Source organism: Kocuria sp. CNJ-770, assembly GCF_001942375.1.
Lineage (GTDB): Bacteria > Actinomycetota > Actinomycetes > Actinomycetales > Micrococcaceae > Kocuria > Kocuria oceani.
In genome coordinates this window covers 26195-51030 of sequence record NZ_MKJW01000076.1, presented here as the reverse complement: position 1 = coordinate 51030, position 24836 = coordinate 26195, and the positions used below count along the sequence as shown (strand labels likewise).

Below are 24836 nucleotides of genomic sequence, written 5' to 3'. Positions count from 1 at the left end.
TCTGTGATTGGATGACGGGCATGGGTGAGATCCTCCGCATGCGCAATCCGGTCCAGCACTATGCCTGGGGCTCGCGCGAGGTGCTGGCCCGGCTCCGGGGCGAGCCCGTGCCGAGCCCCGAGCCCGAGGCCGAGCTGTGGGTGGGAGCGCACCCCTCCGCCCCGTCGGTGGTCCTGCTCGACGGCCGCGAGCGGCCGCTGGACCGGCTCGTGCAGGAGGATCCCGAGGGCTTCCTGCCCGCGTCGGCGCGCGGCGGCGAACTGCCCTACCTGCTGAAGATCCTGGCCATCGACGCCCCCCTGTCCATCCAGGTCCATCCCTCCCCGGAGCAGGCGGAGGAGGGCTACGAGCGCGAACAGCGGGCGGGGATCCCCCGGGACGACCCGCGGCGCAACTACAAGGACCGCTCGGCCAAGCCCGAGACCGTGGTGGCGCTCACGGAGGTGGAGCTGCTCACCGGGGTGCAGCCGGCGGAGCGGCTGCGGGCCACGGCCGACCGGCTCGGCCTGGCCTGGCTGCGCGCGGCCGCCGACGGCGAACGTCCCGTGCTGCCCCGGGTGCTCGCCCTCGACGACGACGCCGCCGCGGACGCCGTGGCGGAGACCGTCGCCGCGGCCCGCGCCGCCGGCCCGCAGGACCCGGTGGCCGCGCTGGTCCGGTACGTGCACGACCGCCACCCGGACGACCGCGGCCTGCTGGTGGCCGTGTGCATGCGGCACGTGCGCCTGGCCCCCGGCCAGGCCCTGCACACCCCGGCGGGACAGGTCCACGCCTACCTCTGCGGAACGGCCGTCGAGGTGATGAGCTCCTCGGACAACGTCCTGCGGGCGGGTCTGACCGGCAAGCACGTGGACGTGCCGGAGCTGCTGGCGGTGCTGGCCGAGGTGCAGTCCGACCCCGAGGTGGTGGAGCCCCCGGCCGACGAGCACGGCGCGCGCGTCTACCCGCTGTGGGACGAGCGGCTTTCACTGGTCGCCCACGAGCTCGTGCCGGGCCGCGCCGTGCCGTTCGAGCTGCGCGGGACCGCCGTGCTCCTGGCCGTCGGGGACCGCGCGGTGGTGCGCACCCCGGAGGCCGAGTGGACGCTGGGCGGCGGGGAGTCGCTGCTCCACCGGGGCGCCCCCACCGCCGTGGAGCTGTCCGGGGACGCCCGGGTCTTCACCGTCTCCTGCGGCTGAGGCCGGTCCCCGTCCGGGGTCACTAGACTGGGCCCACCGGCCCCGGAGCGCCCGGTGCCTGTTCTCCCCGGGAGACCCGCCATGAGCACCACCCCGTCCGACGGTCTGCGCGGCACCACCGCGCCGTGCCCGCGCTGCGGCGCCACGGGCTTCGAGCTCGTCTACGTCCAGATCATGCCCGACGACTGGGACACCGCGCGCGACGTCGAACTGGCGTCCCCGTCGATGATGCTGCCCGACGGGCGCGCCCCCGAGTTCTCCTGCCAGAACGGGGCCTGCCGCCACCTCTGGTGAGCCGGCGGACCCGCTCGTCCGGCTCAGCCGACCGGGGCCTGCGGGCCCTCGGTCATGCCCGGCGCGGCCGGGCCCTCGAACCGGGACATCTCCGGTCGCGGCCCGTAGTAGCGCCGCAGCCACCGGGAGAGCCCGTCGAGGCCGGGGAAGAGCACCCGTTCCGTCACGTTGGCCTGGTCCAGGTGGTCCCGGATCCGCCACTTGAGCCCCGCCGGGATGATCACCTTGCGGTAGAGCTCCGGGTGCTCGCCCAGCCAGTCGTGCAGGGAGGCGCTCGCCCCGGACATCGCGGAGAAGACGGCCGACTGGTTGACGATCCGCTCGTCCAGCGAGGGCGGCTCGAAGAACAGGGGCGCGGTCTGCGCGCCGCCGCTCACGCACCGGTCGAAGTCCTCGAGGGTGTAGGCGATCCGGCCGAGCATGCCGGTGGTGAACAGGCCCGCCTCGTGTGCGCGGATCTCGCGGCGCAGCTCGGCGGGGAGGAGCTCGTGGGCCGCGGCGTAGTCGACGCACCACACGGCGCCCGGGGCGTCGTAGCAGCGGGGGTCCGCGGTGGCGAAGTGCAGCGCCACGTAGGGGGAGTTCGTCCAGTCCAGCAGCCGGGTGGGCAGCCCGTGGTGCTGGGCCACGGACAGCCAGTTCCAGTCGGAGTCCCCCGGCGAGGTGTCCCGGGCGGCGTACTTGCGGAAGTTGCGCAGGATGTGGGACTCGATCCGGTCGCTGGCCCCGCCCCGGAGCCGGTACAGGCTGGTGTGCAGGTCGTGGTCGGCCAGCGCGTGCCCGCGGTAGACCACGTTGATCCGGAACTGCCCGCGGGAGGGCTGCCAGTCGCTGTGCGTGAGGGCGTCGATCAGCCCGTAGAGGTCGTCCTCGGCGATCTCGATGACCGGGTCCATGAACGGCGTCCCTGCCTCTCCGCGGGTCTCCCTCGACAGCGTGCGCTCCACCGTAGTGCGCGCCCGCCGTCCGGGGAAGACCCGCGGTCAGCGGAGGACCCGCGGTCCGGGACGGCCCCCGGACCGGGGCGGCTCAGTTCGCGAAGACGTCCTGCAGCCGGTCCTCGTCGGTCCACAGGGCCACGGAGTCGCCGCCGTTGTTGAGCACGGAGGCGGAGCGGCCGTTGTAGGAGGCGTCGTCGGTGTCGGTGCCGGGGCCGGTGTACACCCGCAGCTGCTCGCCCGGGGCCAGCTCGTAGCCGGCGCCCACGGACAGGACGTTGTTCGCCGCGTCGCGCAGGATCCAGCCGCTCACGTCCACGGTGCGGGGGCCGGTGTTGGTGAGCACCACGTGCTCACCGGTCCCGAACTGGACGTCGTCGCCGGGCACGTCGTTGACGGCGCCGGAGATCTCCACGCCGTGGTCGCCCGGGTAGGGGTCCAGGCCGTCGAGGAGGCGGTCGGTCTGGATCGGGAAGTCGCCGGTGACCATGTCCACCCCGAGCTCGAGCACGTGCTGGACGGCCTCCGGGGAGTTGACGGTGTACACGCCCAGGTCCAGGCCGGCGGCGTCGACGCGCGCGACGTCCTCCGCGTCCAGGGCGCGGTAGTTGGTGCCGACCGAGTCCACGAAACCCGCCCAGCGCTGGATCGTGGCCGCGTCGGGCACGGACCCGGTCAGCTGCTGGAGGGGGACCTCGGGCGCGAGACCGGCGAAGGTGCGGTTGGAGGCCTCGTCGAAGCCGATCACGGTGACCTTGCCGGCCGCCAGCAGCTTCGACCAGTCCTTGTCCTGCGCCAGGGCGTCGGCGACGACCTGTTCGATGCCCGGGGAGTTCCGCGGCGACTTGATCTCGATGTAGACCCCGGTGTTGACCGTGGCGACCTTCGCGGCGTCGTCGAGGTGGGGGATCCGCTCGCCGGCGAACCGCGGGCCGAAGTAGGACCCGGCGTCGAGCTGCTGCAGCTCCGCCCAGGTGAAGGAGGTGACCGGGTCGTTCTCCCGGCCCGGGAAGACCTCCGCCACGTCCGTGGTGCGCGCCGGGGTGTCGTCGTGGAAGAGGAACGGCACGCCGTCGGCGCTGAGCTGCACGTCGATCTCGAGGTAGTCCACGCCGGCGGCGCGGGCGTCCTTGAACGCGGAGACCGTGTTCACGGGCGCGGTGCCGGCGGCGCCGCGGTGGCCGATCACGAGCGGGCGGTCGGCGTCGGCGGGGGCCGCGACGGCCGGCGCCGCGACGGTCAGCACGGTCGCCGCGCCGAGGGCTCCGGCGGTCACGGCGCGCAGGACGGGAACGAGGGGATCGGACACGGGGGTGCTCCTTCGAGCTCGGGGACGGTGCCCCGCCAGTCCAGCCGGGCCGGGTGACGGCGTGGCCGACGCGAGGTGAAGCGCCGGTGATCTCCTGGCGTCCCGGGACCGGCCGGTACCGTGGGCGGCATGGACTCCGACACCCTGGTCAACCTGCTGCTGGTCCTGCTGTTCGTGGTGGTCGGGGGTGTCTTCGCCGGCACCGAGATGGCGATCGTGAGCCTGCGCGAGAGCCAGATCCGCCGGATCGAGCGCTCCGGGCGCAAGGGCGCCCGGACCGCGGCGCTCGTGCGCAACCCCAACCTGTTCCTCTCGGCGGTGCAGATCGGCGTGACGGTGGCCGGGTTCTTCTCCTCGGCCTACGGCGCCTCCACCATCGCCCCGGACCTCGCCCCGCTGATCGAGCGGGCCGGGCTCTCTGAGTCCGCCGCCCGGACCACCGCGCTGATCGGGATGACCCTGGTGATCGCCTACCTGTCCCTGGTCTTCGGGGAGCTCGTGCCCAAGCGCCTGGCCATGCAGCGCTCGGTGGCTTCACCCAGCTGCTGGCCCCGCCGCTGAACCTGTTCGCCAAGCTGATGCGCCCGGTCATCTGGCTGCTCTCGGCGTCCACGAACCTCGTGGTGCGGCTGGTCGGCGGGGACCCCCACGCCGTCGGGGAGGAGGTCTCGGCGGAGGAGATCCGCGACCTGGTGGTGGACACCCGGGGGATCGGGCCCGTCTCCCGCTCGATCCTCACGGACGTCTTCGAGGCCGGGGAGCGGCGCCTGGCCGAGGTCATGCGGCCCCGCCCCGACGTGCAGTTCCTCGACGGCACCCTGTCCATCACCGAGGCGTACCGCACGGCGCTGGGCCTGCCGCACTCCCGCTACCCGGTCACGGGCGCCACCGTGGACGACGTGCTCGGCTTCGTGCACATCCGCGACCTCGTGCAGGCCGACGCCGACGGTGACGGCGTGATCGAGGCCCCGCCCCGCACCCTGCGGGACGTGGTGCGGCCCATCCCCTTCCTGCCGGAGACCAACCACGTGCTGCGCACCCTCCAGGCGATGCGCAAGAACGGGCAGCACATCGGTCTCGTGGTCGACGAGTACGGCGGCACCGCGGGCATCGTGACCCTGGAGGACCTGGTCGAGGAGCTCGTGGGAGAGATCTACGACGAGTTCGACGCCGGGGTCCGGGAGCACGAGGACACGGTGCTGCGCTCGGGCGAGGCCGTGCTGGTCGACGGCGGGCTCATCATCCAGGAGGTGCCGGAGGAGACGGGACTCACCATCCCGGAGGGGCACTACGAGACCGTGGGCGGGTTCGTCATGGACCGGCTGGGCCGGGTGGCGCGCCCGGGCGACGCCGTGCAGGTGGACGGGTGCCGGCTCGAGGTCCTGGCCGTGGACCGCAGCCGGGTGGAGCGGGTCCGGATCACCCGGCTGCCGGACGACGGGCCGTCCTGACCGGGGCCCGCGCCCGGCGCGGACCCGGTGGGCTCAGTGCCCCCGGAAGGCCTCGGCCAGCCACCACGCCCCGCCGTCGGAGGCGATCTTCGCGTCGATCACCAGCGGGCGGTCCCGGGGCCCGTCCGCCCAGGCGCGCACGGCGGCGAGGTCCTCGACCGTGCGCACCACCACGCCCTCGGCGCCGAATCCGCGGCCGACCGCGGCGATGTCCACGTCGGGGAACACGACCGTGTCCAGCGGGACGTCACCGGCGCCCGGACCGGAGAAGTGGTGCACCTCCGCGCCGTAGGCGGCGTCGTCGTAGACCACGCAGACCAGCGGCAGGCCCAGCCGCACCGCCGTCTCGAGCTCCGCGACGCCCATGAGGAAGCCGCCGTCCCCGGTGCCCAGCACGGGCAGCCGGTGCGGCTGCGCCAGGGCCGCGCCGATCGCGGTGGCCAGGCCCAGGCCCACCGACTGGAAGGCCTGGGTGAAGCAGAACCCGCGCTCGTCCGGCACGGAGAGGTACTGGCTGGGGTAGCCCATGAAGTTGCCGCTGTCGACCGCCACGACCCGCTCGGCGGGCAGCAGCGCGTCCAGCTCGCGGGAGAGCACCCGCGGGTCGATCCGCTCGCCCGTGGAGAGGTCCTCGAACGGCACGTCCCGCCAGCGCCCCTCCCGGGCGATCCGTGCCGCCAGCTCCGGGGTGCGCCAGGACGACGACGCCGCGGGCGCGCCCTCCAGCGCGGCCAGGACGTCGCGGGCGGTCTGCCCGCACTCGCCCACGACCCCGAGCTCCAGCGGGCGGTCCACGGGCCGGTGCGCTCCCAGCGCGGTCTCCTCGAGGTCGACCTGCACCACGGCGGCCTGCGGGCCGAGCAGCCGTCCGTGCCGGGTGGTCCACATGTTCAGGGCGCAGCCCCAGCCCACCACGAGGTCGGCCGCGCCGATCAGCTCCGCGGCCAGCGGCGTGGAGAAGCCGCCGGAGATGCCGAGGTCGAACTCCTCGCCGGCGAACAGGCCCCTGGCCACCGCGGAGGTCGCCAGCAGCGCGCCCGTGCGCTCGGCCAGGGCGGCCAGCTCGGCCCGCGCCCCGCGCGCCCCGCGGCCGGCCACGAACACCGGCCGCCGGGCGGCGGCCAGCAGCGCGGCGAGCCGGCCGGCGTCGTCGCCGTGCGGGCGCACCCGCGGGGCGGGCGGGAGCACGGGGACCTCGGAGGTCTCCGGCGCGGCGGCGGCCTGGACGTCGAGGGGCACGCTGAGCACCACGGTGCGGCGGTCGTTGCGGGCGCGGCGGAAGGCCCGGACGACGTCGGCCACGGCGCTCGCGGGGGAGTGCACCCGTTCGGCCACCGCGCCCACGGACCGGGCGAGGCCGTCCTGGTCGACCCGGAAGTTCGAGTGCACGGCCGAGGCCTGGGCGTCGGCGGTGAGCACGACCAGCGGCGTGCGGGACTTGGCGGCCTCCCCGATCCCGGTCACCGCGTTGGTCAGCCCGCAGCCCTGGTGGGTGCTCAGCACCGCGACGCGCCCGCTGGTGCGGGCCCAGGCGTCGGCCATGGTCGCGGCCCCGCCCTCGTGCCGGGCCGCGGTGAACGGCACGCCCGCCGCGATCAGCGCGTTGGTCAGGTGGAAGTTGCCGCTGCCGACCACGCCGAAGACGTGTCCGGCCCCCAGCTCGGCGAGCGTGCGGCCCACGAGCTGGGCGACGGTGCCGGTCACGCCCCGGCCCGCTCGACGAGGGCGAGCACCCGGGCGGGGCTGCCGGTGCCGCCCACCACCGGCAGCGGGGCCACGACCAGCTGGGCGCCGAGGACCGGCAGCCGGTCGAGGCCGCGCAACGACGTCAGCCCGTACTTGTCGGCGCCGAGCAGGTGGTGGTGGGCGGGGAAGGGCGGGTCGAACCCGCCCGCGACGCCGGCGTCGATGCCGACGGTCTCCACTCCGAACCCGCTGACGTGCGGGTGCGCGGCCAGCCACTGCGCGGCCGCCACGGAGGGCCCCGGCGCGTGCAGGCCGTGCTCGTCGGCGTTGAGGAACCGCGTGGGGTCCTCCCCGCGCGCGGACCAGCCGGTGCGCAGCAGCACCCAGCAGTTCCGCGGGAACCGCCCGTGCTCGGCCTCCCACCGCTCCAGGTGCTCGGGCTCGAGCAGGGCGTCGGCGTCCGCCTCGGCCTCCGCGGTGAAGTCCACCACCGCGGCGGGCCCGACGAGCCGGGCCGGCTCGATCCGGTCCACCGACTTCCCGTGCCGGCCCGTGATCCAGTGGACGGGGGCGTCCAGGTGCGTGCCGGCGTGCTCGCCCAGCCGCAGGTCGTTCCACGCCCAGCCCGGCCCGGCGTCGTCGAAGGCGCTCACGGGGGTCATGGACAGGCCCACCGTGTTGGCGAAGGGCGCGGGCAGCTGCAGGATCGGCGTCTCCGGCGTCAGCGGCGTGGTGAGGTCGACGACCTCCACCGTCCCGGCGGCCAGCGCCGCGCCCAGTTCGGTCAGGACGTGCATGGGACGGTCCTCCTCCGCCCCCAGCGGGGGCCCTCTGCGCCCGTGGCCTCCGTCGCGGGCCCGGTGCCCTCGCCATGGTGCGGTCCCCGCCATTGTGCCCCGCCCGGGCCGGCCCGGGCACCCGGCCCGGGCACCTGCTCCGGGCCGGCCGGGAATCGGGCACGAAAAGTTGTGCTATCCATGGCCGCCGATGCGGCGCATCCTGGAAGGACGAAGAGGCCGCCGCCGCCGGCCCGGTCTCGTGGACATCCCCAGGAGGATCAGCCATGGCCACCACCGAGTTCGTTCCCGTCTCCGACTGCAGCGTGGGGCAGTGCTCCTACAACCACGACCACGAGTGCACCGCCCACGCCATCACCGTCGCCGGGTCCTCCGGCCACGCCCACTGCGGGACCTTCATCCCGCTGGGCAAGGAGGGCGGTCTGCCCACCGTCCACGCCGAGGTCGGCGCCTGCCAGCGGGCCGAGTGCGTGCACAACTCCCACCTGATGTGCACCGCCCACGACGTGAAGATCGGGGCGGGTGCGGACGAGGCCGACTGCCTCACCTACCAGGCCGCCTGAGCCCGTCCGCCCGACGCCACCCCCTGGTCCCGGCAGCCTGCCGGACCAGGGGGTGGCGCCGTCCCCGGGCCGTGGCGTTCCGCGCCCCGGGGCGGCCTCGCGTCGGTGCCCGGGGACGGTGCCGCCCCGGACGCCGGGCGCTCAGGGGCAGGCCCCGGTGCGCCCGGCGGGGGACAATGGAGGTGTCCGAACGGAGACCACCGACGACGAGAGGACGGTACGGCCATGGACGAGGAGATCCGGCTCAGCGGAGCCGACCACCCGCACGTGCAGATCCCACGGCTCGGGGAGCTCGATGCGATCTGGGCGCGGCGGATCGTCCTGGCCGCCGTGCTCAGCCTGGTCGTCGGCCTGCTGGGCGGCATCGCCGCGGCGCTGCTGCTCGGTCCGGACGGCCTGCTCGGCCCGGCGCAGTGGGGGCTCCTGGCCGGTGGCGCGGCCCTGCTGCTCAGCGGCGTCGTCCTGTCCCTGGTCCGCGCGGACGACGCCCCCCGCAACGACCTGATGGACGCCCGCGCCCGGGCGAGCAAGGGACTGCGGATGTCGGTGCGCCGGGGTGCGATCCCGCAGGACCCGGTGCTGCGGGAGATGCAGGACTACATGGCGGTGGAGATGGTGCAGTACGCCTGGCCGATCGCGCTCGCCGTGCCCGGCATGGCGCTGGTGGTCTGGGCGATCTTCGTGCCGGCGCCCGTCGTGGTCGTGGCGCTGCTCCTGGTGCTGGTGTGGGCCGCGATCCGGGTCAACGGGACCGTGGTGGGCCGGCGCTACTACGGGCTGCGGGGCCTGCGCTGACCGGCGGTCCCGCTCCCGCCGGTCCGGTCCGCCGGCTCAGCGCCGCGGGAGGCGGAGGAGCTCCACGTCGGTGAGCCGGCCACCGGCGGCGACGGCCGTGACGTAGGTGCAGTACGGCTGCCGCCGCCGGTCGGTGGGGGAGCCCGGGTTGAGCAGCCGCATCCCTCGGGGGGTCGTGCTGTCCCACGGGATGTGGCTGTGGCCGAAGACCAGGACGTCGAGACCGGGATGGGTCCGGTCCATGCGGGCCTCCCGGCCGGCCGCGGCCCCGGTCTCGTGGACCATGCCGAGGCGCACGCCTTCGATCGTCTCGCGGGCCACCTCCGGCATCCGCTCGCGCAGCTCGGGGCCGTCGTTGTTGCCCCACACTCCCACCAGCCGCGCGGCCCGCTCCCGGAGCCGCTCGAAGGTGGCGAGGTCGACCCAGTCGCCCGCGTGCAGGACCACGTCGGCCTCGTCCACCGCCCGCCACACCGGCTCCGGCAGGTCGCGGGCCCGTTTGGGGACGTGCGTGTCGGCGAGCAGCAGGAGTTTCACCATGCGCTCAGCCTCGCACGGGCAGCGGGTCGCCGTCGCGCCGCACCCGTTCCACCAGGCGGGCCGCGAGCCAGGAGAGGACGAAGAACGCGAGCACGCCGATGCCGAGGACGTTCAAATCCACGGCGGCGACCGCGGCCAGCGGGCCGCCCGCCGGCCGCAGGAGCTCCGCGGCCACGGACAGCAGGCCGGTGCCGCCGATCACGAAGGCGATGGCGACCGAGACGGTGGTGACCGTGAGGTTGTACTCCAGCGTGCGGTGGGCGTCCACGCCGGCCCACCCGTAGACCCGGTGCATGAGGATGCCGTCGGCGCTGTCGAACAGGGTCATGCCCGCGGTGAAGAGCACCGGCAGCACCAGCACGGCGTACCACGGCAGGTCCGGGGCGAGCCGCCCGCCACGACGAACAGGCCGATCGATGCGGCGGTGTCGAGGCCGAGTCCGAACAGGAGGCCGACCGGGTACATCCGCGCCGGCCGGTCGACCACGCGGGTCACGGGGTGCAGCAGGCGGTGCAGCAGCCCGCGCCCGTCGACGTGGGCGTCCAGCTCCGCGGGGCCCAGGGCGCCGGCCCGGGCCGAGCTGTGGGCGCGGCGCAGGCGCAGCAGCACGGCCAGGTTGAGGAGCCCCGCGGTGAGCAGGAACAGCCCGGACACGGTGCCGCCCCAGAGGCCCGCGGCCCGGCGCAGCCCGGAGCCCTCGTCCGCGAGACCGCCGGCGAACACCTCGACGCCCAGCGCCAGCAGCAGCACGGACAGCAGGACCACGGAGGAGTGGCCCAGCGCGAACCAGAAGCCGGTGGCCGCGGACTCCCGGCCACGGGCCATGAGGGCCCGGGTGGCGTTGTCGATCGCGGCGATGTGGTCGGCGTCGAACGCGTGCCGGACCCCGAGGGCGTAGGCGCTGAGGCCGAGCCCCAAGAGCAGCCCGTCCCCGCCGGGCCCGGCGCCCGCTGCCAGGCCCAGCAGGGCGCCCCAGCCGATGAGGTGCAGGAGGACGACGGCGGCGCCGATCGCCGGCACGGCCCGCCGACCGGCGCGGGACGGGCGGGGGGAGCGGAACGGGGGCGAGGTGCGGGTGGAGCTCTCGGGAGGCCTTTCACGGGGCGGTGGGCGTCGGGTGCTCGATCCGGTGGCCGAGGGCAGGGCGCGGGGACCTGGCGCCCGCCGCCGGTCCCCGGCCCGGTCACCGCTCGAGCGGGACGCCCGACCGCTCGGCCTCGTCGAACATCGCGTCGATGTGCACGGCGTCCCTGCCGGCGCGCTCCAGCAGGGAGGCGGCCACCCCGGAGCGGTAGCCGGAGCCGCAGTGCACCCACAGCCTCCCCGCGGGCAGCTCGCCCAGGCGGGGCAGCAGCTCGTGCAGCGGGATGTTGATTGCGCCCGGGATGTGCGAGTCCTGGTACTCGTCCGCGCGGCGGACGTCCAGGATCGGCTCGTCGGCCGGACGGTCGGCGAGCACGTCCTGCCAGCCCACCCGCGGGTAGGAGGACACGGCCGCCCCGGGGGCGAGCCGCCGCGGGTCCTCGCCCAGCGCCGCGTCGGGGGAGTCGATGCCGATCCGGGACAGGTCGCGGATCGCGTTCTCGACGTCCTCGCGGGAGCCCACCAGGGTCAGCTGCCGGTCGTAGGGGAAGACCCAGCCCAGGAAGGTGGTGAAGCTGGAGCCGTCGCCGTACTCGAAGCTGACCGTGCCCCTGAGATGGCCGGCGGAGTACGCCACGCGGTGGCGCAGGTCCACGACCCACTCGCCGGCCGCCAGGCGCGCCCGGAGCTCCTTCGGGGCCAGGGACTCCGGCACGGACAGGTCGGCGGCGGAGGGTCCGGCGGCGTTGGCCGGACCCATGTGCACGTAGTAGTTCGGGTACGCGGTGAGATTGGCGATCAGCTCCGTGACGAAGTGCTCCTCGTCGGGATCGGTGAACACGTGGTTCGTCTCGAGCTGCTCGCCCATCGTGGACCCGGAGGCCCCGGTGGCCGGTCCGGAGGAGCAGAAGGAGCCGAATCCGTGGGTCGGGTACAGGGCGGCCTCCGCCCCGGCCTCCTGCGCCAGGCGCCGTGCCGAGGCGTACTGGTCGTGGGCCAGGCCCACCGTGTGCTCCCGGCCGAGCAGGTCCGTGCGGCCCACGGAGCCGTAGAGGACGCTGCCGCCGGAGAACACGGCCTGTTCCTCCCCGTGCTCCACCACGAAGGAGAGGTGGTGGTGGGTGTGCCCGGGGGTGGCCACGGCCTTGACGGTCATTCCCCCGACCCGGACGGTCTCGCCGTCGGTGATCGGGGTGCGCTCGAAGGAGACGTCGTCGGCGGCGTTCACGAGGTACGCGGCCCCGTGCTTCTGGGCGTAGACGTAGCCGCCGGTGACGTAGTCGTTGTGGATGTGCGTCTCGGCCACGTGGGTGACCCGTACCCCGGCCTTCTCGGCCGCGGCCTCGACCCGGTCGATGTCGCGCTGGGCGTCGACGACGAGAGCGACCGTGCCGTCGTGCACGAGGTAGCTGCGGTCGCCGAGCTGGGGGGTGTCGATGACGGTGATGTCCATGGTGCGTTCCTCCTGGTGTCGTGCGGCGCGGGGCCCGACACCTGCGCGGTGTCGGCGCCGGCCGCGGCCTCGGTGCGGGTGCCGTCCCGGACGGCGGCCGGGTGGCGCCCGGATGCCGGTCCGGCCGGTGGCGGTGCGGCCGGGCTCAGGCCCGCGCGGACTGCCCGCCGGTGGTCCCGGCGGCGGACCGCCGGGCGGCGAGCTGGGCGTGGACCTGTGTCATGTCCAGGTCCCGCACCGCGGTGACGACCTGCTCGAGTCCGGCGGCCGGCAGCGCGCCGGGCTGGGAGAAGACGAGCACGCCCTCCCGGAAGGCCATCAGGGTCGGGATGGAGCTGATGCCGGCGGCGGCGGACAGGCGCTGCTCGGCCTCGGTGTCGACCTTGGCGAACACCACGTCCGGGTGCTTCGCCGAGGCGGTCTCGTAGGTGGGGGCGAACATGCGGCACGGGCCGCACCAGGACGCCCAGAAGTCCACGAGGACGATGTCGTGCTGCTTGATGGTGGAGGCGAAGTCGGCTTCGGTGAGGTCGATGGTGGCCATGGGATTCTCCTTGTCGGTGCTCGGGCTTGTCGGTGGGATGTCGGTGGTCGGGGGCTCGGTGGGTTGCCGGTGCTCCGGGGTGCCAGGGGGCGGCCGGGCGGCGCGGCCCGGGCGCGGTGCGGCGCGGGTCAGGCGGTGAGGGGGTGCGCAGCGGGCACCGGGGCACCGCGAACCAGCACACCGCGGCCGCCACGCCGGCCGCCGCGGCGGTGACCCCGACGACGGCCCCGGCGGCGCCGGGCAGTTCCTGGACCAGGACGAGGACGCCCATGGCCAGGACGAAGACGCCGAAGCCCTGCCGCAGGGCGGCCTCGGGGATGCGCCCGGCGAGCCGGGCGCCCGCGAACGAGCCCAGGACGGCGGCGACGGTCACGGCCCCGACCAGGCCCCAGTCCAGGGAGACCGTGGTGAGGTAGCCGCCGAGGCCGGCGAAGGACTTCATGGCGATGACGACCAGGGAGGTGCCGACGGCCACGGGCATGGACAGACCGCCGAGCAGGGCCAGGGCCGGGACGACGAGGAAGCCGCCGCCGGCCCCCACCAGGCCGGTGACCAGGCCCACGACCAGGCCCTCGGCGACGACCTTCAGGACGGGCAGCTCGCCGTCGTGGGCGCCGGCGGGCCCGTTCCTCCGACCGCGGAGCATGGCCAGGGAGGTCGCGACCATCATCAGGGCGAAGGCGATCATCAGCACGGCGCCGGGGATGCGTCCGCCGAGCAGGCCGCCGGCGAACGCTCCGGCCATGCCGGCGGCGCCGAAGACCAGGCCGGTGCGCCACTTCACGCGGCCGTTGCGGGCGTGGTGGACGGCGCCGACGGCCGAGGTCACCCCGACCACGAAGAGCGAGGCCGCGATGGCCTCCTTGGGGTCCAGGCCGGTGACGTAGGTGAGGATCGGCACGGTGAGGATGGACCCGCCGCCGCCGAGCAGTCCGAGCGAGATTCCGATCAGCACCGCCAGCAGCAGGGTCAGCACGAGGGTGAGAGTCATGGGTCGTAGTCCTTTGCCTTCGCCCGGCGCCTGTCGTCCGGCGCGGGTCGTGCGGCGGGCCCCGGGGCTCCGGGTGCCGCTCAGGAGGTCGTCGCCAGTCTGGCAGATACCCCAGGGGGTATGCAAGTACCCCCTGGGGTATTCCAGGAGCCCGGATGATCGCCGTGCGAGAACGGGCCGCCGGCAGGCTTCCCGATCCGGGCCGTTGCGGCGAGAGTGGACGGGTACGACCGGGCGGGACGCAATCCGTGGGACGCAACCCGTGGGACGCACCGGCGAGAAGCGGTCGCGCGACAGGCCGCGGCGGGACCGGCACGGCAGCCGGTGCCGCGGTTCCCAGTGACCGCGCGTCCGTGCCCACCCGCCCGCGTCCGTCCGTCCATGTCCGTCCACCCAGCAGGAGGTATGCGCATGACCACCGACATCACCGGCAAGAAGATCGCGTTCATCGCCACGAACGGCGTCGAGGAGCCCGAGCTCACCGAGCCTGGAAGGCCGTGCAGGAGGCCGGCGGCACGCCCGTGCTGCTGTCCCCGGAGCAGGGCAGCATCACCGCCATGCAGGGCGACTGGGACCACGCCGGCAGCTACGACGTCGACGCCACGCTGGCCGACGCCAGGGCCGAGGAGTTCGACGCCCTGGTCCTGCCCGGCGGCACCCTCAACGCCGACAACGTGCGCGTCGACCAGGACGCCCTGCGCCTGGTCAAGGAGTTCGACGCCGCGGGCAAGCCGATCGCGGCCATCTGCCACGCCCCCTGGATCCTCATCGAGGCGGGGCTCGCCCAGGGGCGGCGGCTCACGTCCTACAACTCCCTGGCCACGGACCTCAAGAACGCCGGCGCGGAGTGGGTCGACGAGGAGGTCGTCGTCGACGGCCGGCTCGTGACCTCCCGCAACCCCGGTGACCTCGAGGCGTTCAACCGGGAGGCCCTGAAGCTCTTCGCGGGCTGACGGCACCGAGCACGCGAGAGACCCCCGTCCGGGATCCCGGGCGGGGGTCTCTCTCGTGCGGGGACCGGGCGCGGCGGCCCGGCGGCTCAGCGGCGGCCGTCCGGCCGGACCTCGCCCTCCTGTGCGGCGTCCTGCCGCGCCTCGTCCTCCTCGTAGACGTCGGGGATGCCGTCGTGGTCGGCGTCGACCGACTCCAGCCGCTCGATCTCGCGGTAGCGCCTGTTGCGGGCCCGCAGCAGCACCGAGGCCACCGTGGCCGCCAGCAGGGACGCGGTGAGGATCGCCACCTTGGCCTGGTCGCCCGGCAGGCTCCCCGGGTCGAAGCTCAGCTCCGCGATGAGCAGCGAGACGGTGAAGCCGATGCCGGCCAGCAGGGCGACGCCCACGAGGTCGATCCACTGGAAGGCGGGGTCGAGCCGGGCGCGCGTGAGCTTGGTGACCAGCCACGTGGCGCCCACGATGCCGATCGGCTTGCCCAGCACCAGTCCGGCCACGATGCCCAGCGTCACCGGCGCGGAGAGCGCGGAGGTCAGGCCGTCCCAGCCGCCCACGGCCACGCCGGCGGAGAAGAAGGCGAACACCGGCACCGCGAAGCCGGCGGAGAGCGGGCGGAAGCGGTGCTCGAAGACCTCGGCCAGGCCCGGCCCGGCCGAGGGGCCGCCGCTGGCCTGGCTGCGGATCACCGGAACGGCGAAGCCCAGCAGGACGCCGGCCACGGTGGCGTGGATGCCGGCCTCGTGCACGAGCGCCCAGACGACGACACCGAGGGGCAGCAGGATCAGCCAGGCGGCCGGGGCCCTGAGGCCGAAGAACCGCCGGTACCTCTGCGCCAGGAACAGGTACAGCGCGAACGGGATCAGGGCCAGCAGCAGCGGCTGGACCGAGACGTCCTCCGAGTAGAAGACGGCGATGATCGTGATGGCCAGCAGGTCGTCGACCACCGCGAGGGTCAGCAGGAACAGCCGCAGCGAGGTGGGCAGGTGCGAGCCGATGATGGCCAGCACCGCCACGGCGAAGGCGATGTCGGTGGCGGTGGGAATGGCCCAGCCGCCGGAGGTCTCGGGGTCGGAGAGGTTGATCGCGGCGTAGATCGCGGCCGGCACCACGACACCGCCGACCGCTGCCGTGATCGGCACCACGGACTTGCGGAACTCGCGCAGGTCACCGGCCACGAACTCGCGCTTGAGCTCCAGGCCCACCAGGAAGAAGAAGATCGCCAGCAGGCCGTCGGCCGCCCACGTGCCGAGGCTGAGCTTCAGGTGCCAGGGCTCGTAGCCGACCTCGAGGTCGCGCAGGGCGAAGTAGCTGTCCGCGAAGGGGGAGTTCGCCCAGACGATCGCGACGAGGGCTGCCGCCACGAGCAGCAGTCCGCCGACGGTCTCCTTGCGCAGGATCTCCCCGACGCGCAGCGCCTCCCGGTAGCTGCCCCGGCGCAGCGTGTCGTTGCCGTGGTTCTGCGCGCGGTGGTCGGGGTGGTCCTCAGGTCGGACCGTGGGGTCGTGGCTGGACATGGTGGCTCCTTCGTCCGGGGTCGCTGAATGTGCTCATGCCGACCAGACTTCCCGGCTCACCTGGTGCTCAGTCTACGGAACTCGGTGGCGTGCGCGATCCGGGGCCGGCCCCGCGGAGGCGCCCGCGCGACCGGCCGAGGGGCCGCGCACCCGGCCGTCTCCCCGCGTCCCGCCCGCCCGAGGACCGCGGGCGGGCGCGCCCGGGTCAGCCGATCAGGTCCCGGCGCCGGAAGCCCGCGGCGGCGGCCGCCACGAGCGCGAGCCCGGCGGTGGACAGCCCCAGCAGGGGAGCGGCCGCCCAGCCCTCGGAGGGCAGCAGCGGCGTCAGCTGCACCGGGGAGAGGTTCATCGCCCACTCGGGCAGGTCCAGGAGCATGCCGAACCAGGCCACGAACACCACGTACGCGACCACGGCCCAGCTCAACCCCGCCGCCCGGGGCACGATGCCCACCAGGGCGGCCGTGAGACCGCCCACGGCGAGGACCGCCGGGGCGTAGGCGAGCGCACCGACGGCCAGCTCGCCGGTCCAGGAGGTCTCGCCGGTGGTCGCGGTGACCCCCGCGCCCAGGGCGGCCCCCGAGAGCAGCAGCGCCAGGAGGGCCTGCACCCCGACGACGGCCAGCCAGCCCAGCCACCAGCGCAGCCGCGGCACCCCGGCGGCGAGGACCAGCCCGGTGCGCCCGGCCTCCTCCTCGCCGCGCAGCCGGAGCACGGCCGAGACGGCGAACGCGACCACGCCCAGCGCCAGATAGGACAGCATCGCCGCGGCGAAGGACTCGGTGAGGGCGTCGAGGTCCACCACGAGCATGTCGGTGATCGCCGGGATGTCCGCGATGCTGTCCTCCAGGGAGTCGGCCAGGGTGCCGAAGGCCAGGCCGAACAGCACCAGCCCGGCCGTCCAGCCGAGGAACCCGCCGCGGAGCAGGCGGTGGGCCAGTCCCGTCACCGAGAGGAGGGAGCCGCGGGCCGCCGCGGGACCGGGCCGGGCCGCCCGCAGGCCGGCGCCCAGGTCCCGGTGCTGGGCGAGCACGACGGCCGCCGCGAGGAGGACCAGGGTCAGCGCCGCGGAGAGCGCCAGCGGCCACCAGCGCAGGTCCACGTACATCCGGGTCTGCTGCGCCCACGCGAGCGGGGAGAACCAGGACAGCCAGGACCCGGTCGGTTCGAGCACGTCCCCGGTCCCGCGCACCAGGAAGGCCGCCCCCAGCACGGCCAGGGCCGCGCCGGACGCCGCCCGGGCGTGCTCCGTCAGCTGGGCGGTCACGGCGGCCACCGCGCCGAAGACCAGCCCGGTCAGCGCCGTCGCCAGCCCCAGGCCACGGCGTCGGGGCCGCCGAGCCCCGCGGCGGTCAGCGCCAGCACGACCGCGGCGCCGACCGCCGCGTCCGCCACGGCGACCGCCCCGAGGGCGGCCGCCGGCGGGGCGAAACGGCCCACGGGCAGGGCGCGGACGGTCTCCAGGCGCCCGGACTCCTCCTCCGCGCGCACGTGCCGGCTCGCGAGCAGGATGCTCATCACGGCGGCCGCCACGAGCACCGACAGGCTCAGCTCGTTGACCGTCATGGCGCCCAGCGTGTAGTCGTCGGCGCCGAAGGCCGGGCCGGTCATCATGACCGCCGCGGGGTTCTCCAGCAGCGCCGCCCTGGCCTGGCGGGCCTGGTCGTCCGGGAAGGTCGTCTCCAGGGTGCGCACGGTCCCCCAGACGGTCCCGGCCAGGGCCAGCACCCAGATGAGGATCCGCACCCGGTCCAGCCGCAGGTTCAGCCGGAACAGCCGGTCGGTGGCCGCCCACGGCTCGGCGGTCCTCATCGCGGCGCCCCGGCCCCGTGCTCGTCGAGCCGGTCGCCGTAGTGCCGCAGGAACAGCTCCTCCAGGGAGGGCGGGGCCACGGTGAGGTTCTGCACGCCCAGGTCGGCCAGCACCCGGAGGGCCTCGCCGGCCCGTGCGTCGTCGACGTCGAAGGACAGCCGGCCGTCCTCGTGCACGAGGTGGTGGACCCCGGCCACCGCCGCCAGCCCGGCGGGGTCCGCGGCCGTGGTCGCGGTGACGGAGGAGCGGGTCAGGTGGCGCAGCTGGGCCAGCGTCCCGCTCTGCACGTCCCGGCCCGCCCGGATGATGGTCACGGTGTCGCAGAGCTTCTCGACCTCGGCCAGGATGTGGCTGGAGAGCAGCACCGTGCTGCCCTGCTCGCTCAGCCGGCGGACCTCGTCCGTGAACACGGCCTCCATCAGCGGGTCCAGACCGGAGGTCGGCTCGTCCAGGACGTAGAGCTCCGCCTCGGCGCTCAGGGCCGCCACCAGCGCCACCTTCTGCCGGTTGCCCTTGGAGTAGCTGCGGGCCTTCTTCGTGGGGTCGAGCTCGAAGCGCTCGACCAGCTCGTCCCGGCGGCGCCGGCGTCGGCGGCCGCCGCGGATGCCGGTGAGCAGGTCGATGATCTCGCCGCCGGTGAGGCCCGGCCACAGGCTGGTGTCCCCGGGACGTAGGCGGTGCGGCGGTGGATCCGCACGGCGTCGGCCCAGGCGTCCTGGCCCAGCACCCGCGCCGTCCCGGCGTCCGCCCGGAGCAGCCCCAGCAGCACCCGGATCGCGGTGGACTTGCCGGAGCCGTTGGGCCCCAGGAAGCCGGCGACCTGTCCCGCGTCCACGGTCAGGTCGAAGCCGTCCAGGGCCGTGGTGCTGCCGAAGGTCTTGACGAGCCCGCGGGCCTCGATGACCGGGGTCTCCATGGGCTCTCCTGACGGACTCGGTGCCGGTGACGGGCTCGGTCCCACGCTAGGCACGGGCCGGGCGGCGGACAAGGGACGCGCCGCCCGGCCCGCCCCCTGTCACAAACGTCCCGGGACGCGGCGGGGCTAACGCGCTGGTCAGGGCGCGTGCGAACCTGTCAGCAGATCCGCCCGAGGAAGGGGAACCCCGTGCTGGAGATCCGAGGCGCCGCCCAGAACCGGGCCACGGCCGAGCCCCGGCGAGCCGCCGAACCGGCGGCCCGGGAACGGCCCGCCGCGGTGCCGGTGGCACTGGTCGTGCTCGGCGCGGCGCTCGTCGTCGGCGCCTCGCTGGGCGGGGCGCCGTGGTCCGGGGTCCTGCGGGACGCCGGCATCGTGCTGCTCACCGTGGGCGGGGTGGGCCTGCTGCTCGCCGCCGCCCCGGCGCGCCGGTCCGCCCCCGTGCCCGCCGAGGCGCCGGCCCGTCCGGCTGCCGAGCCGGCCGTGCCCCGCGGCGACCAGCTGGGCCTCGTGGGGGTCCGCGAGGAGCTCGACGTCGTCGACGTGCTCCGGAGCGTGCGCCCCGGCCAGGAGCTGTGGTGGATGGACACCTTCCCGCTGACCCTGGCCGGTGATCTCGACGCCATCCACCGCTCGCTCCGCGCCGGGGTCCGGGTGCGGCTGCTGGTCCTGGACCCGCGGTCGCCGGCGCTCGCGGCCCGGCTGCGGGAGATTCGCCACCACTACGGGCTCTCCCCGATGGACCTGCGCCGCAGCTTCGACACCCTGGTCCACCAGCTCCGGGCGCTCGGGGAGACCGACCCCGTGGTCGCCGAGCGCCTGGCGGTGCGGGTCCACGACGGTCCGCCGGGAGCGCCGATGTTCCTGGTCCTCGGGGAGTCCGCCCCGGCGGAGGGCGCCGCAGCGGAGGCCGGCGCGGCCGCGGAGCAGGTCCCCGCCAGGCCGGAGGTCGTGCGGGCCTTCACCAGCTACTACCTCCTCGACGCGAGCCAGGACATGCCCTACCTGGAGTGGCGGGAGGGGTCGTTCGCGGAGCGGCTGCACGACTACGCCCGGCACCACTGGACCGAGGGCCACACGGTCTTCCCGCTCGAGCCCGGCGACCGCTCGGCCTCGGCGTTCAACGTCCGGAGCGAGCACGTGCCGCGCAACGGCCGCAGCGCCGCCGGCTCCTGACGTCCCCTCCCGCGCACGCCCCACGGGACCGTCCCCGGAACGCCACGGCACATGGCAACAGGACCGTGAGTCTGCTGAGATGGCGGCATGGACGTTTCGGACTTCAAGACCCTCTTCGGGGAAAGCATCCGCACCTGGCTCGACTGGGACGCGCTCGACGACGAGAACGCCCGGGTCGAGGACCTGGTGCTCTCGTCCCGGGAGGACATCGGCGCGCTCTACACCGTGTGGCACGTGGACCCCGAGGGCAATCCCGGCGAGTGGTCGCACCCCCAGCACCGGCCGCTGACCATCGAGCAGGCGGCCGGGACCGGCTGGCCGGAGGACCGGCAGGCCAAGCTCGACGGGATCCGTGAGGAGCTCGCGGACGACGACGAGCCCGTGGTGCTGACCCTGCCCGTCTACCGGGCCGACGACAACCTCGTGGTCCTGGACTCGAACCACCGCATCGTGGGGGCCTACCGCGCCGAGGCGGAGCTGCGGGTGCTGCTGGTGGTGCTCGCCGGACCGGCCTCCTCCCTGATCCTGCCGGGTCTGGCCCAGGTGGAGAACGACCGGGCCGACCGCATCTGAGGCGGTGTCCGCGGCGGGAGGGGCCCGGACCCGGTGCCGGCCGAACCGGTCGGCGAGCAGGCGAGCCGGGCGCTGGACCTCGACCGGTCCTCGGCCGCGACGGTCTCCTCGGCCCGGTCCAGACCGGACTGGTCGGCCGGCCGGTCCACGAGACCTTGCGGTCAGCCCGTCGCCGAGGCGTTGGCCCCCATGACCAGCAGCCCGGGGACCGCGTCCGCTGGGCCGACGTTCTCGACCCACAGCGCGTAGTGCTCGTCCACGCGCACGGTGTGTTCCACGGAACCCACCACGGCCGTTCCGTGTGCGGCGTCACACCCGCCGGTAGCATGGCTCCATGAGCGACCACGACGCCCGCTGCCCCGTCCCGCACGGTGATCCGTCCGGTGATTCGCACGGCGATCCGCACAGTGACCGGCGCCGGACCGCGCCGCCCGGGGAGCGGACCACACCCCGGGTGGAGGTGCGCGACGGCGTCTGGCACGTCCGCGCCCTGCCGCTGGTGCGCCAGGTGCTGCGGGAGGCCGACGCCACGGTGCAGGCCGGGTTCAGCGCCGAGACCGCCCGGCAGGGCCTGACCGGCGACCACCCGCCCGTGCTCTACGCGGACGGCCCGGAGCACCGGCGCCAGCGCAGCGCCACCGCCAAGTTCTTCACCCCGGCCACCGTGCGCCGCCGCTACCGGGACCTGATGGAGGAGCGGGCCGACGAACTGGTGGAGCGGATCCGACAGGACGGCGGGGCGGAGCTCTCCGCCGTCACGCTGCGCTACTCGGTGGAGGTCGCCGCCCAGGTCGTGGGACTGACGAACTCGGACATCGACGGGATGTCCCGGCGCCTGGAGCGCTTCTTCAGCGGCCCCGTCACCGGCTCCTCCGGGGCCCCGCAGCGCCGGCTCCCGGGGCGGCTGGGCACCGTCGTCGGCGCCGTGCGGCCGGTGTGGGCGATGAGCGCCTTCCGGCTCCGGGACGTCCGCCCGGCCGTCCGGGCGCGGCGGAGGCAGCCGCGGGAGGACGTGATCTCGCACCTGCTCCAGCAGGGCTACACGGACCGGGAGATCCTCGTCGAGTGCCTCACCTACGCCGCCGCGGGCATGGCCACCACCCGGGAGTTCATCGCGGTGGCGGCCTGGCACCTGCTGGAGGACGACGGGCTCCGCGCGGAGTACCTCGCCGCCGAGGAGCCGGCCCGGCACGGGATCCTGCACGAGATCCTGCGCCTCGAGCCGGTGGTGGGCCACCTCTACCGCCGCACCACCCAGGACCTGGTCCTGGAGGACGGCGAGGAGCGCCACGAGGTGCCGGCGGGGGCGCTGCTGGACCTCTACGTCCGGCAGGCCAACGCGGACCCGCAGGAGCTGGGGGAGGACGCCCGGCAGCTGTGCCCGGAGCGCTCCCGGCCCAAGGGCGTGCGCCCCGAGGTGATGTCCTTCGGCGACGGCGCCCACCGCTGCCCGGGCGGGTTCATCGCGATCCAGGAGACCGACGTCTTCCTGCAGCGGCTGCTGCGGCTGCCCCTGGAGTTCGCGCACCCGCCCCGGGTCTCCTGGGTGGAGCTCATCGCCGCCTACGAGGTGCGGGACGTGGTGCTGCGGGTGGGCGCCGGTCAGGGATGGCGCGAACCCTCCCCGGCGAGCACCGCCCGGTAGCCCTCCCGGTAGGTGGGATAGCGCAGCTGCACCCCGGACGCCCGCAGCCGGGCGTTGGACAGCCGCTTCGAGCCCCGCCGCGGCGCGTCGGCCTCCGGCACGTCCTCGGGCAGCGGGGCGCCGAGCTCCTGGGCCAGGAACTCCAGGACCTCCCGCTCCGGCACGGGCTCGTCGTCCGTGCCCAGGTACAGCGTCAGCGGCTGGGCCTCCATGGTCAGCAGGTGCACGGCGGCCGCGGCGGCGTCGTCGCGGTGGATCCGGTTGGTCCAGGCGGCCCCGGCCGCCGTGTCCCCGGAGCGCACCTTGTCGATCAGCCGGGTCCGGCCCGGCCCGTAGATCCCCGACAGCCGCAGGACGGTGCCGTGCGGGAACTGCTCGTGGAACAGCTCCTCGGCCTCCAGCAGGATCTGCGCGGTGGGGGTCGCGGGGGCCGGGGGATCGTCCTCGGTGACCTCGGCGCCGTCGGCGTCCCCGCACACGGCGGTCGAGGAGATCAGCAGCGCGCGGCGGGGCAGCGCCCCGGCGGTGCGCAGCCCGTCGAACAGGTGGCGCTGCCCGTCGAGGTAGGCGGCGCGGTAGGCCTCCGGGGTGCGCCCGTCCGCGGCCGTGGCCACGACCAGCAGCTCCACGTCGCCCGGCAGCCCGGGCGCCTCCGCGCTCAGGTCCACGGGCACCCCCGCCAGGGGCGGCGGCACCAGCTCCGCCCGGCGGCGCAGCCCCAGCACCTCGTGCCCCTGGTCGGCCAGCCGCAGCCCGATCTCCGTGCCCAGGTCTCCGCATCCCGCGATCACCACGCTCATGCCGGCCATTCTCGCACTCCCCGCCCGTTGGGCATGACCGTTCCGCCGGCCCGTTCCGCCGGGCCGGTGCGTCATGCCGTTCCCTCTGCGCCCGGCCCGGCATAGGTTGGGCACAGGCACGCCCCGCGGAAGGCACCGCGGGGGAGGCGCCGCTGGACGGGCGCCGCTGGACGGGCGCCGTGGCGGGACGCGAGAGGCAGGAGCCGGTGATGGAGTGGTACCGCAAGGACGTGGAGGAGCTCCCGGCCGGGGCCTGCTGGCAGCTGCTCAGCACGGCCGGGCTCGGCCGGCTGGCCGTGGTGGTGGACGGGGCACCCGAGATCTTCCCCGTCAACTACGCCGTGGACGGGGAGTCGGTGGTCCTGCGCTCCGCGGCGGGCACGAAGACGGCCGCCGCGATGGCCGCCGCTCCGGTGGCCTTCGAGGTCGACGGGCACGACCCGGCGACCTCCACGGCGTGGAGCGTGGTCCTCAAGGGCCCCGCCGAGGAGGTGCGGCGGGGCCACGCGCTCATGGCCGCGCTGGAGCTCCCGCTGTTCCCGTGGCAGGCCGGGATGAAGGACCGGTTCGTGCGGATCGTCCCGGACGCCGTGACGGGGCGCCGCTTCCCGGTGGTGGACCCGGCCGCGTGGAACAGCCCGGCGGCCGTGGACCGGCGGACCCCGGGCGGCTCGGCCCGCTGGACCGAGGCCGGGCCCGGCGAGCCGTGAGACCCCGCGGCGGCCGCAGCCGCCCCAGCGGCCGCGGAACCGGCCGTGTCGGCCCCGGAGGGCTCCCGTGGGGGCGGTCAGTAGGGTGGGGGCATGGCAGCGCACACCCTCCACACCGTGGGGCACTCCACCCGCTCCGCGGGGGAGCGCGGGGAGCTGCTGCGGGAGTTCGGCGGGCAGCGCGTCGCCGGCATCCGCACGGTGCCGCGCTCGCGGACCGATCCGCAGTTCGACCTCGACCGGCTGCCTGCCACGCCCGCGCGCGCCGGGACCGGCCACAATCACTGCCGGGGGCCGGGTGGCTGCGCCGCGCGTCGAAGAACCCGGTGAGCACCGCCTGGCGCAATGCCTCGTTCCGCGGCGACGGCGACCGGATCACCCACCTAGGAGGAGAACCATGCGGCACCTGAACGAGATCGCCCTGCAGCACCTCAACGAGGCCCGCCACAACGGCCACGGCCGCAGCTCGGAGCGCCTGCTGCACCAGAGGGTGCTCCGCCAGACGCTGGTGGCTCTGAAGGAGGGCACGGTGCTGGCCGAGCACAACGCCCCGTACGCCGGCAGCCTCCAGGTCCTGCACGGACGCATCCGCGTCACCTCGGGCGAGGATCTGGTGCTCGAGGCCGGGCAGCTGCACGTGCTGCCCGTGGAGCGGCACTCGGTGGAGGCCCTGGAGGACGCGGTCCTCCTGCTCACCGCGGTGACGGGCATCGAGGACGCCGCCGAGTAGCCGCGGCCGGACCGCCGGCACGCGGCCCAGCGCCCGGAGCGCCCCCGGGACGGCTCAGCGGCGGCCCAGCTGCTTCTCCCTGCGGTAGGCGATGAACACCCCGGACAGCGCGATCATCAGCATCATCGCCGCGATGAGCGCGAGGGTCGCCGCGCCGTCGATCAGCGCGGCGACCAGCAGGACCAGGGCGATCGTGGAGAGCAGGACCTGGAAGATCAGCACGGGGAGCCTTCGGTCGGGAACAAGGGCCGCACCGAGGCTACCCGAGCCGGACCCCGCGGCGGTGGGGCCTGCGCGCATTCCCGGTTTCGCCCTGCGCGTGAGCCGTGTCCCTGTGGCCCGGACACGGCTAGCGTCGGGGAGGAAGACGCACTCCCTCCCCACTGTTAGG

The 24836-nt window shown here is 75.0% G+C and carries 24 protein-coding genes and 4 pseudogenes; 12 read left to right on the top strand and 16 right to left on the bottom strand.

Features of this window, described 5'->3' with window-relative positions; translation table 11 throughout:
* The first annotated feature begins 20 nt into the window (after positions 1 to 20).
* Entirely contained in the window at positions 21 to 1178 is a 1158-nt protein-coding gene (manA, locus tag BJF77_RS04075; protein ID WP_075871338.1) for a mannose-6-phosphate isomerase, class I, read from the top strand.
* Between the two features lie 81 nt (positions 1179 to 1259).
* Positions 1260 to 1472, top strand: a complete 213-nt coding sequence (locus BJF77_RS04070) for a hypothetical protein (RefSeq protein ID WP_047803740.1) — start codon at positions 1260 to 1262, stop codon at positions 1470 to 1472.
* Between the two features lie 23 nt (positions 1473 to 1495).
* Here the strand turns inward: BJF77_RS04070 and BJF77_RS04065 are convergent, their stop codons facing one another.
* Both BJF77_RS04065 and BJF77_RS04060 read right to left on the bottom strand, forming a co-directional pair.
* Positions 1496 to 2368 (bottom strand): FRG domain-containing protein, encoded by an 873-nt coding sequence (locus tag BJF77_RS04065; protein WP_139318430.1) that lies wholly within the window; start codon positions 2366 to 2368, stop codon positions 1496 to 1498.
* A 133-nt stretch (positions 2369 to 2501) separates the two neighbouring features.
* Positions 2502 to 3719 (bottom strand): glycerophosphodiester phosphodiesterase family protein, encoded by a 1218-nt coding sequence (locus tag BJF77_RS04060; RefSeq protein ID WP_255396129.1) that lies wholly within the window; start codon positions 3717 to 3719, stop codon positions 2502 to 2504.
* 129 nt (positions 3720 to 3848) lie between these two features.
* Between BJF77_RS04060 and BJF77_RS04055 the strand changes: the two are divergent.
* A pseudogene (locus BJF77_RS04055) lies at positions 3849 to 5170 on the top strand (hemolysin family protein).
* Positions 5171 to 5203: 33 nt separating this feature from the next.
* On the opposite strand, the gene BJF77_RS04050 reads toward BJF77_RS04055, so the two are convergent.
* Both BJF77_RS04050 and BJF77_RS04045 read right to left on the bottom strand, forming a co-directional pair.
* Positions 5204 to 6874 carry a thiamine pyrophosphate-binding protein gene (locus tag BJF77_RS04050; RefSeq protein ID WP_075871337.1) on the bottom strand — a complete coding sequence of 557 codons (1671 nt, stop codon included), beginning with the start codon at positions 6872 to 6874 and terminating at the stop codon, positions 5204 to 5206.
* Positions 6871 to 7653, bottom strand: a complete 783-nt coding sequence (locus tag BJF77_RS04045) for a cyclase family protein (RefSeq protein ID WP_047802955.1) — start codon at positions 7651 to 7653, stop codon at positions 6871 to 6873. The genes BJF77_RS04050 and BJF77_RS04045 overlap by 4 nt, the downstream gene beginning before the upstream one ends.
* A gap of 266 nt (positions 7654 to 7919) precedes the next feature.
* Between BJF77_RS04045 and BJF77_RS04040 the strand changes: the two genes are divergently transcribed.
* Both BJF77_RS04040 and BJF77_RS04035 read left to right on the top strand, forming a co-directional pair.
* Positions 7920 to 8216 carry a DUF1540 domain-containing protein gene (locus BJF77_RS04040; protein ID WP_047802954.1) on the top strand — a complete coding sequence of 99 codons (297 nt, stop codon included), beginning with the start codon at positions 7920 to 7922 and terminating at the stop codon, positions 8214 to 8216.
* Positions 8217 to 8441: 225 nt separating this feature from the next.
* Complete coding sequence (locus BJF77_RS04035; RefSeq protein WP_047802953.1) at positions 8442 to 9011, top strand: hypothetical protein; 570 nt, start codon at positions 8442 to 8444, stop codon at positions 9009 to 9011.
* Between the two features lie 36 nt (positions 9012 to 9047).
* Here BJF77_RS04035 and BJF77_RS04030 read toward each other — a convergent pair whose 3' ends face one another.
* The 6 genes and pseudogenes from BJF77_RS04030 to BJF77_RS04010 form a co-directional block, all read right to left on the bottom strand.
* Entirely contained in the window at positions 9048 to 9551 is a 504-nt protein-coding gene (locus BJF77_RS04030) for a metallophosphoesterase (protein ID WP_075871336.1), read from the bottom strand.
* Between the two features lie 4 nt (positions 9552 to 9555).
* On the bottom strand, positions 9556 to 9912 hold the full coding sequence (locus BJF77_RS20980; RefSeq protein WP_222844958.1) for a hypothetical protein: 357 nt from the start codon (positions 9910 to 9912) through the stop codon (positions 9556 to 9558).
* Entirely contained in the window at positions 9876 to 10571 is a 696-nt protein-coding gene (locus tag BJF77_RS04025) for a hypothetical protein (RefSeq protein WP_222844957.1), read from the bottom strand. The genes BJF77_RS20980 and BJF77_RS04025 overlap by 37 nt, the downstream gene beginning before the upstream one ends.
* 163 nt (positions 10572 to 10734) lie before the next feature.
* Positions 10735 to 12087, bottom strand: coding sequence for a rhodanese-like domain-containing protein (locus BJF77_RS04020; protein ID WP_075871335.1), 1353 nt, complete (start codon positions 12085 to 12087; stop codon positions 10735 to 10737).
* A 145-nt stretch (positions 12088 to 12232) separates the two neighbouring features.
* Entirely contained in the window at positions 12233 to 12631 is a 399-nt protein-coding gene (trxA, locus tag BJF77_RS04015) for a thioredoxin (RefSeq protein WP_075871334.1), read from the bottom strand.
* 133 nt (positions 12632 to 12764) lie between these two features.
* A pseudogene (locus tag BJF77_RS04010) lies at positions 12765 to 13622 on the bottom strand (sulfite exporter TauE/SafE family protein); the annotation flags it as partial.
* Positions 13623 to 14033: 411 nt separating this feature from the next.
* On the opposite strand from BJF77_RS04010, the pseudogene BJF77_RS04005 reads away from it, so the two are divergent.
* Positions 14034 to 14575 (top strand): annotated as a pseudogene (locus tag BJF77_RS04005) (type 1 glutamine amidotransferase domain-containing protein).
* An 86-nt stretch (positions 14576 to 14661) separates the two neighbouring features.
* Here BJF77_RS04005 and nhaA read toward each other — a convergent pair.
* The 4 genes and pseudogenes from nhaA to BJF77_RS03990 form a co-directional block, all read right to left on the bottom strand.
* Positions 14662 to 16086, bottom strand: coding sequence for a Na+/H+ antiporter NhaA (nhaA, locus tag BJF77_RS04000; protein WP_083664954.1), 1425 nt, complete (start codon positions 16084 to 16086; stop codon positions 14662 to 14664).
* Between the two features lie 205 nt (positions 16087 to 16291).
* Positions 16292 to 17350, bottom strand: a complete 1059-nt coding sequence (locus BJF77_RS03995) for a hypothetical protein (protein ID WP_255396128.1) — start codon at positions 17348 to 17350, stop codon at positions 16292 to 16294.
* Positions 17351 to 17379: 29 nt separating this feature from the next.
* Positions 17380 to 17895: a hypothetical protein gene (locus BJF77_RS21375; RefSeq protein WP_255396127.1), complete on the bottom strand. Its 516-nt coding sequence runs from the start codon at positions 17893 to 17895 to the stop codon at positions 17380 to 17382.
* Positions 17892 to 18811, bottom strand: a pseudogene (locus BJF77_RS03990) (ATP-binding cassette domain-containing protein). The gene BJF77_RS21375 and the pseudogene BJF77_RS03990 overlap by 4 nt, the downstream one beginning before the upstream one ends.
* Positions 18812 to 19000: 189 nt before the next feature.
* Here BJF77_RS03990 and BJF77_RS03985 point away from each other — a divergent pair.
* From BJF77_RS03985 to BJF77_RS03975, 3 genes are all read left to right on the top strand, one after another.
* Positions 19001 to 19987, top strand: a complete 987-nt coding sequence (locus tag BJF77_RS03985) for a hypothetical protein (protein WP_047802945.1) — start codon at positions 19001 to 19003, stop codon at positions 19985 to 19987.
* Positions 19988 to 20074: 87 nt separating this feature from the next.
* The gene (locus BJF77_RS03980) at positions 20075 to 20560 is read left to right on the top strand and encodes a hypothetical protein (protein ID WP_047802944.1); all 486 of its coding nucleotides are present in this window, start codon (positions 20075 to 20077) and stop codon (positions 20558 to 20560) included.
* A 334-nt stretch (positions 20561 to 20894) separates the two neighbouring features.
* The gene (locus BJF77_RS03975; protein WP_075871333.1) at positions 20895 to 22205 is read left to right on the top strand and encodes a cytochrome P450; all 1311 of its coding nucleotides are present in this window, start codon (positions 20895 to 20897) and stop codon (positions 22203 to 22205) included.
* Here the strand turns inward: BJF77_RS03975 and BJF77_RS03970 are convergent.
* The gene (locus tag BJF77_RS03970; protein WP_075871350.1) at positions 22163 to 23005 is read right to left on the bottom strand and encodes an SDR family oxidoreductase; all 843 of its coding nucleotides are present in this window, start codon (positions 23003 to 23005) and stop codon (positions 22163 to 22165) included. The genes BJF77_RS03975 and BJF77_RS03970 overlap by 43 nt on opposite strands.
* Before the next feature lie 209 nt (positions 23006 to 23214).
* Between BJF77_RS03970 and BJF77_RS03965 the strand changes: the two genes are divergently transcribed.
* The 3 genes from BJF77_RS03965 to BJF77_RS03955 all read left to right on the top strand — a co-directional run bounded on the left by BJF77_RS03965 (position 23215) and on the right by BJF77_RS03955 (position 24445).
* On the top strand, positions 23215 to 23715 hold the full coding sequence (locus BJF77_RS03965; protein ID WP_047802942.1) for a pyridoxamine 5'-phosphate oxidase family protein: 501 nt from the start codon (positions 23215 to 23217) through the stop codon (positions 23713 to 23715).
* Between the two features lie 93 nt (positions 23716 to 23808).
* Complete coding sequence (locus BJF77_RS03960) at positions 23809 to 24045, top strand: hypothetical protein (protein ID WP_075871332.1); 237 nt, start codon at positions 23809 to 23811, stop codon at positions 24043 to 24045.
* A gap of 67 nt (positions 24046 to 24112) precedes the next feature.
* Complete coding sequence (locus BJF77_RS03955; protein WP_047802941.1) at positions 24113 to 24445, top strand: cupin; 333 nt, start codon at positions 24113 to 24115, stop codon at positions 24443 to 24445.
* A gap of 54 nt (positions 24446 to 24499) precedes the next feature.
* On the opposite strand, the gene BJF77_RS20440 is transcribed toward BJF77_RS03955, so the two are convergent.
* Positions 24500 to 24667: a hypothetical protein gene (locus BJF77_RS20440; RefSeq protein WP_156266881.1), complete on the bottom strand. Its 168-nt coding sequence runs from the start codon at positions 24665 to 24667 to the stop codon at positions 24500 to 24502.
* Between the last annotated feature and the right edge of the window lie 169 nt (positions 24668 to 24836).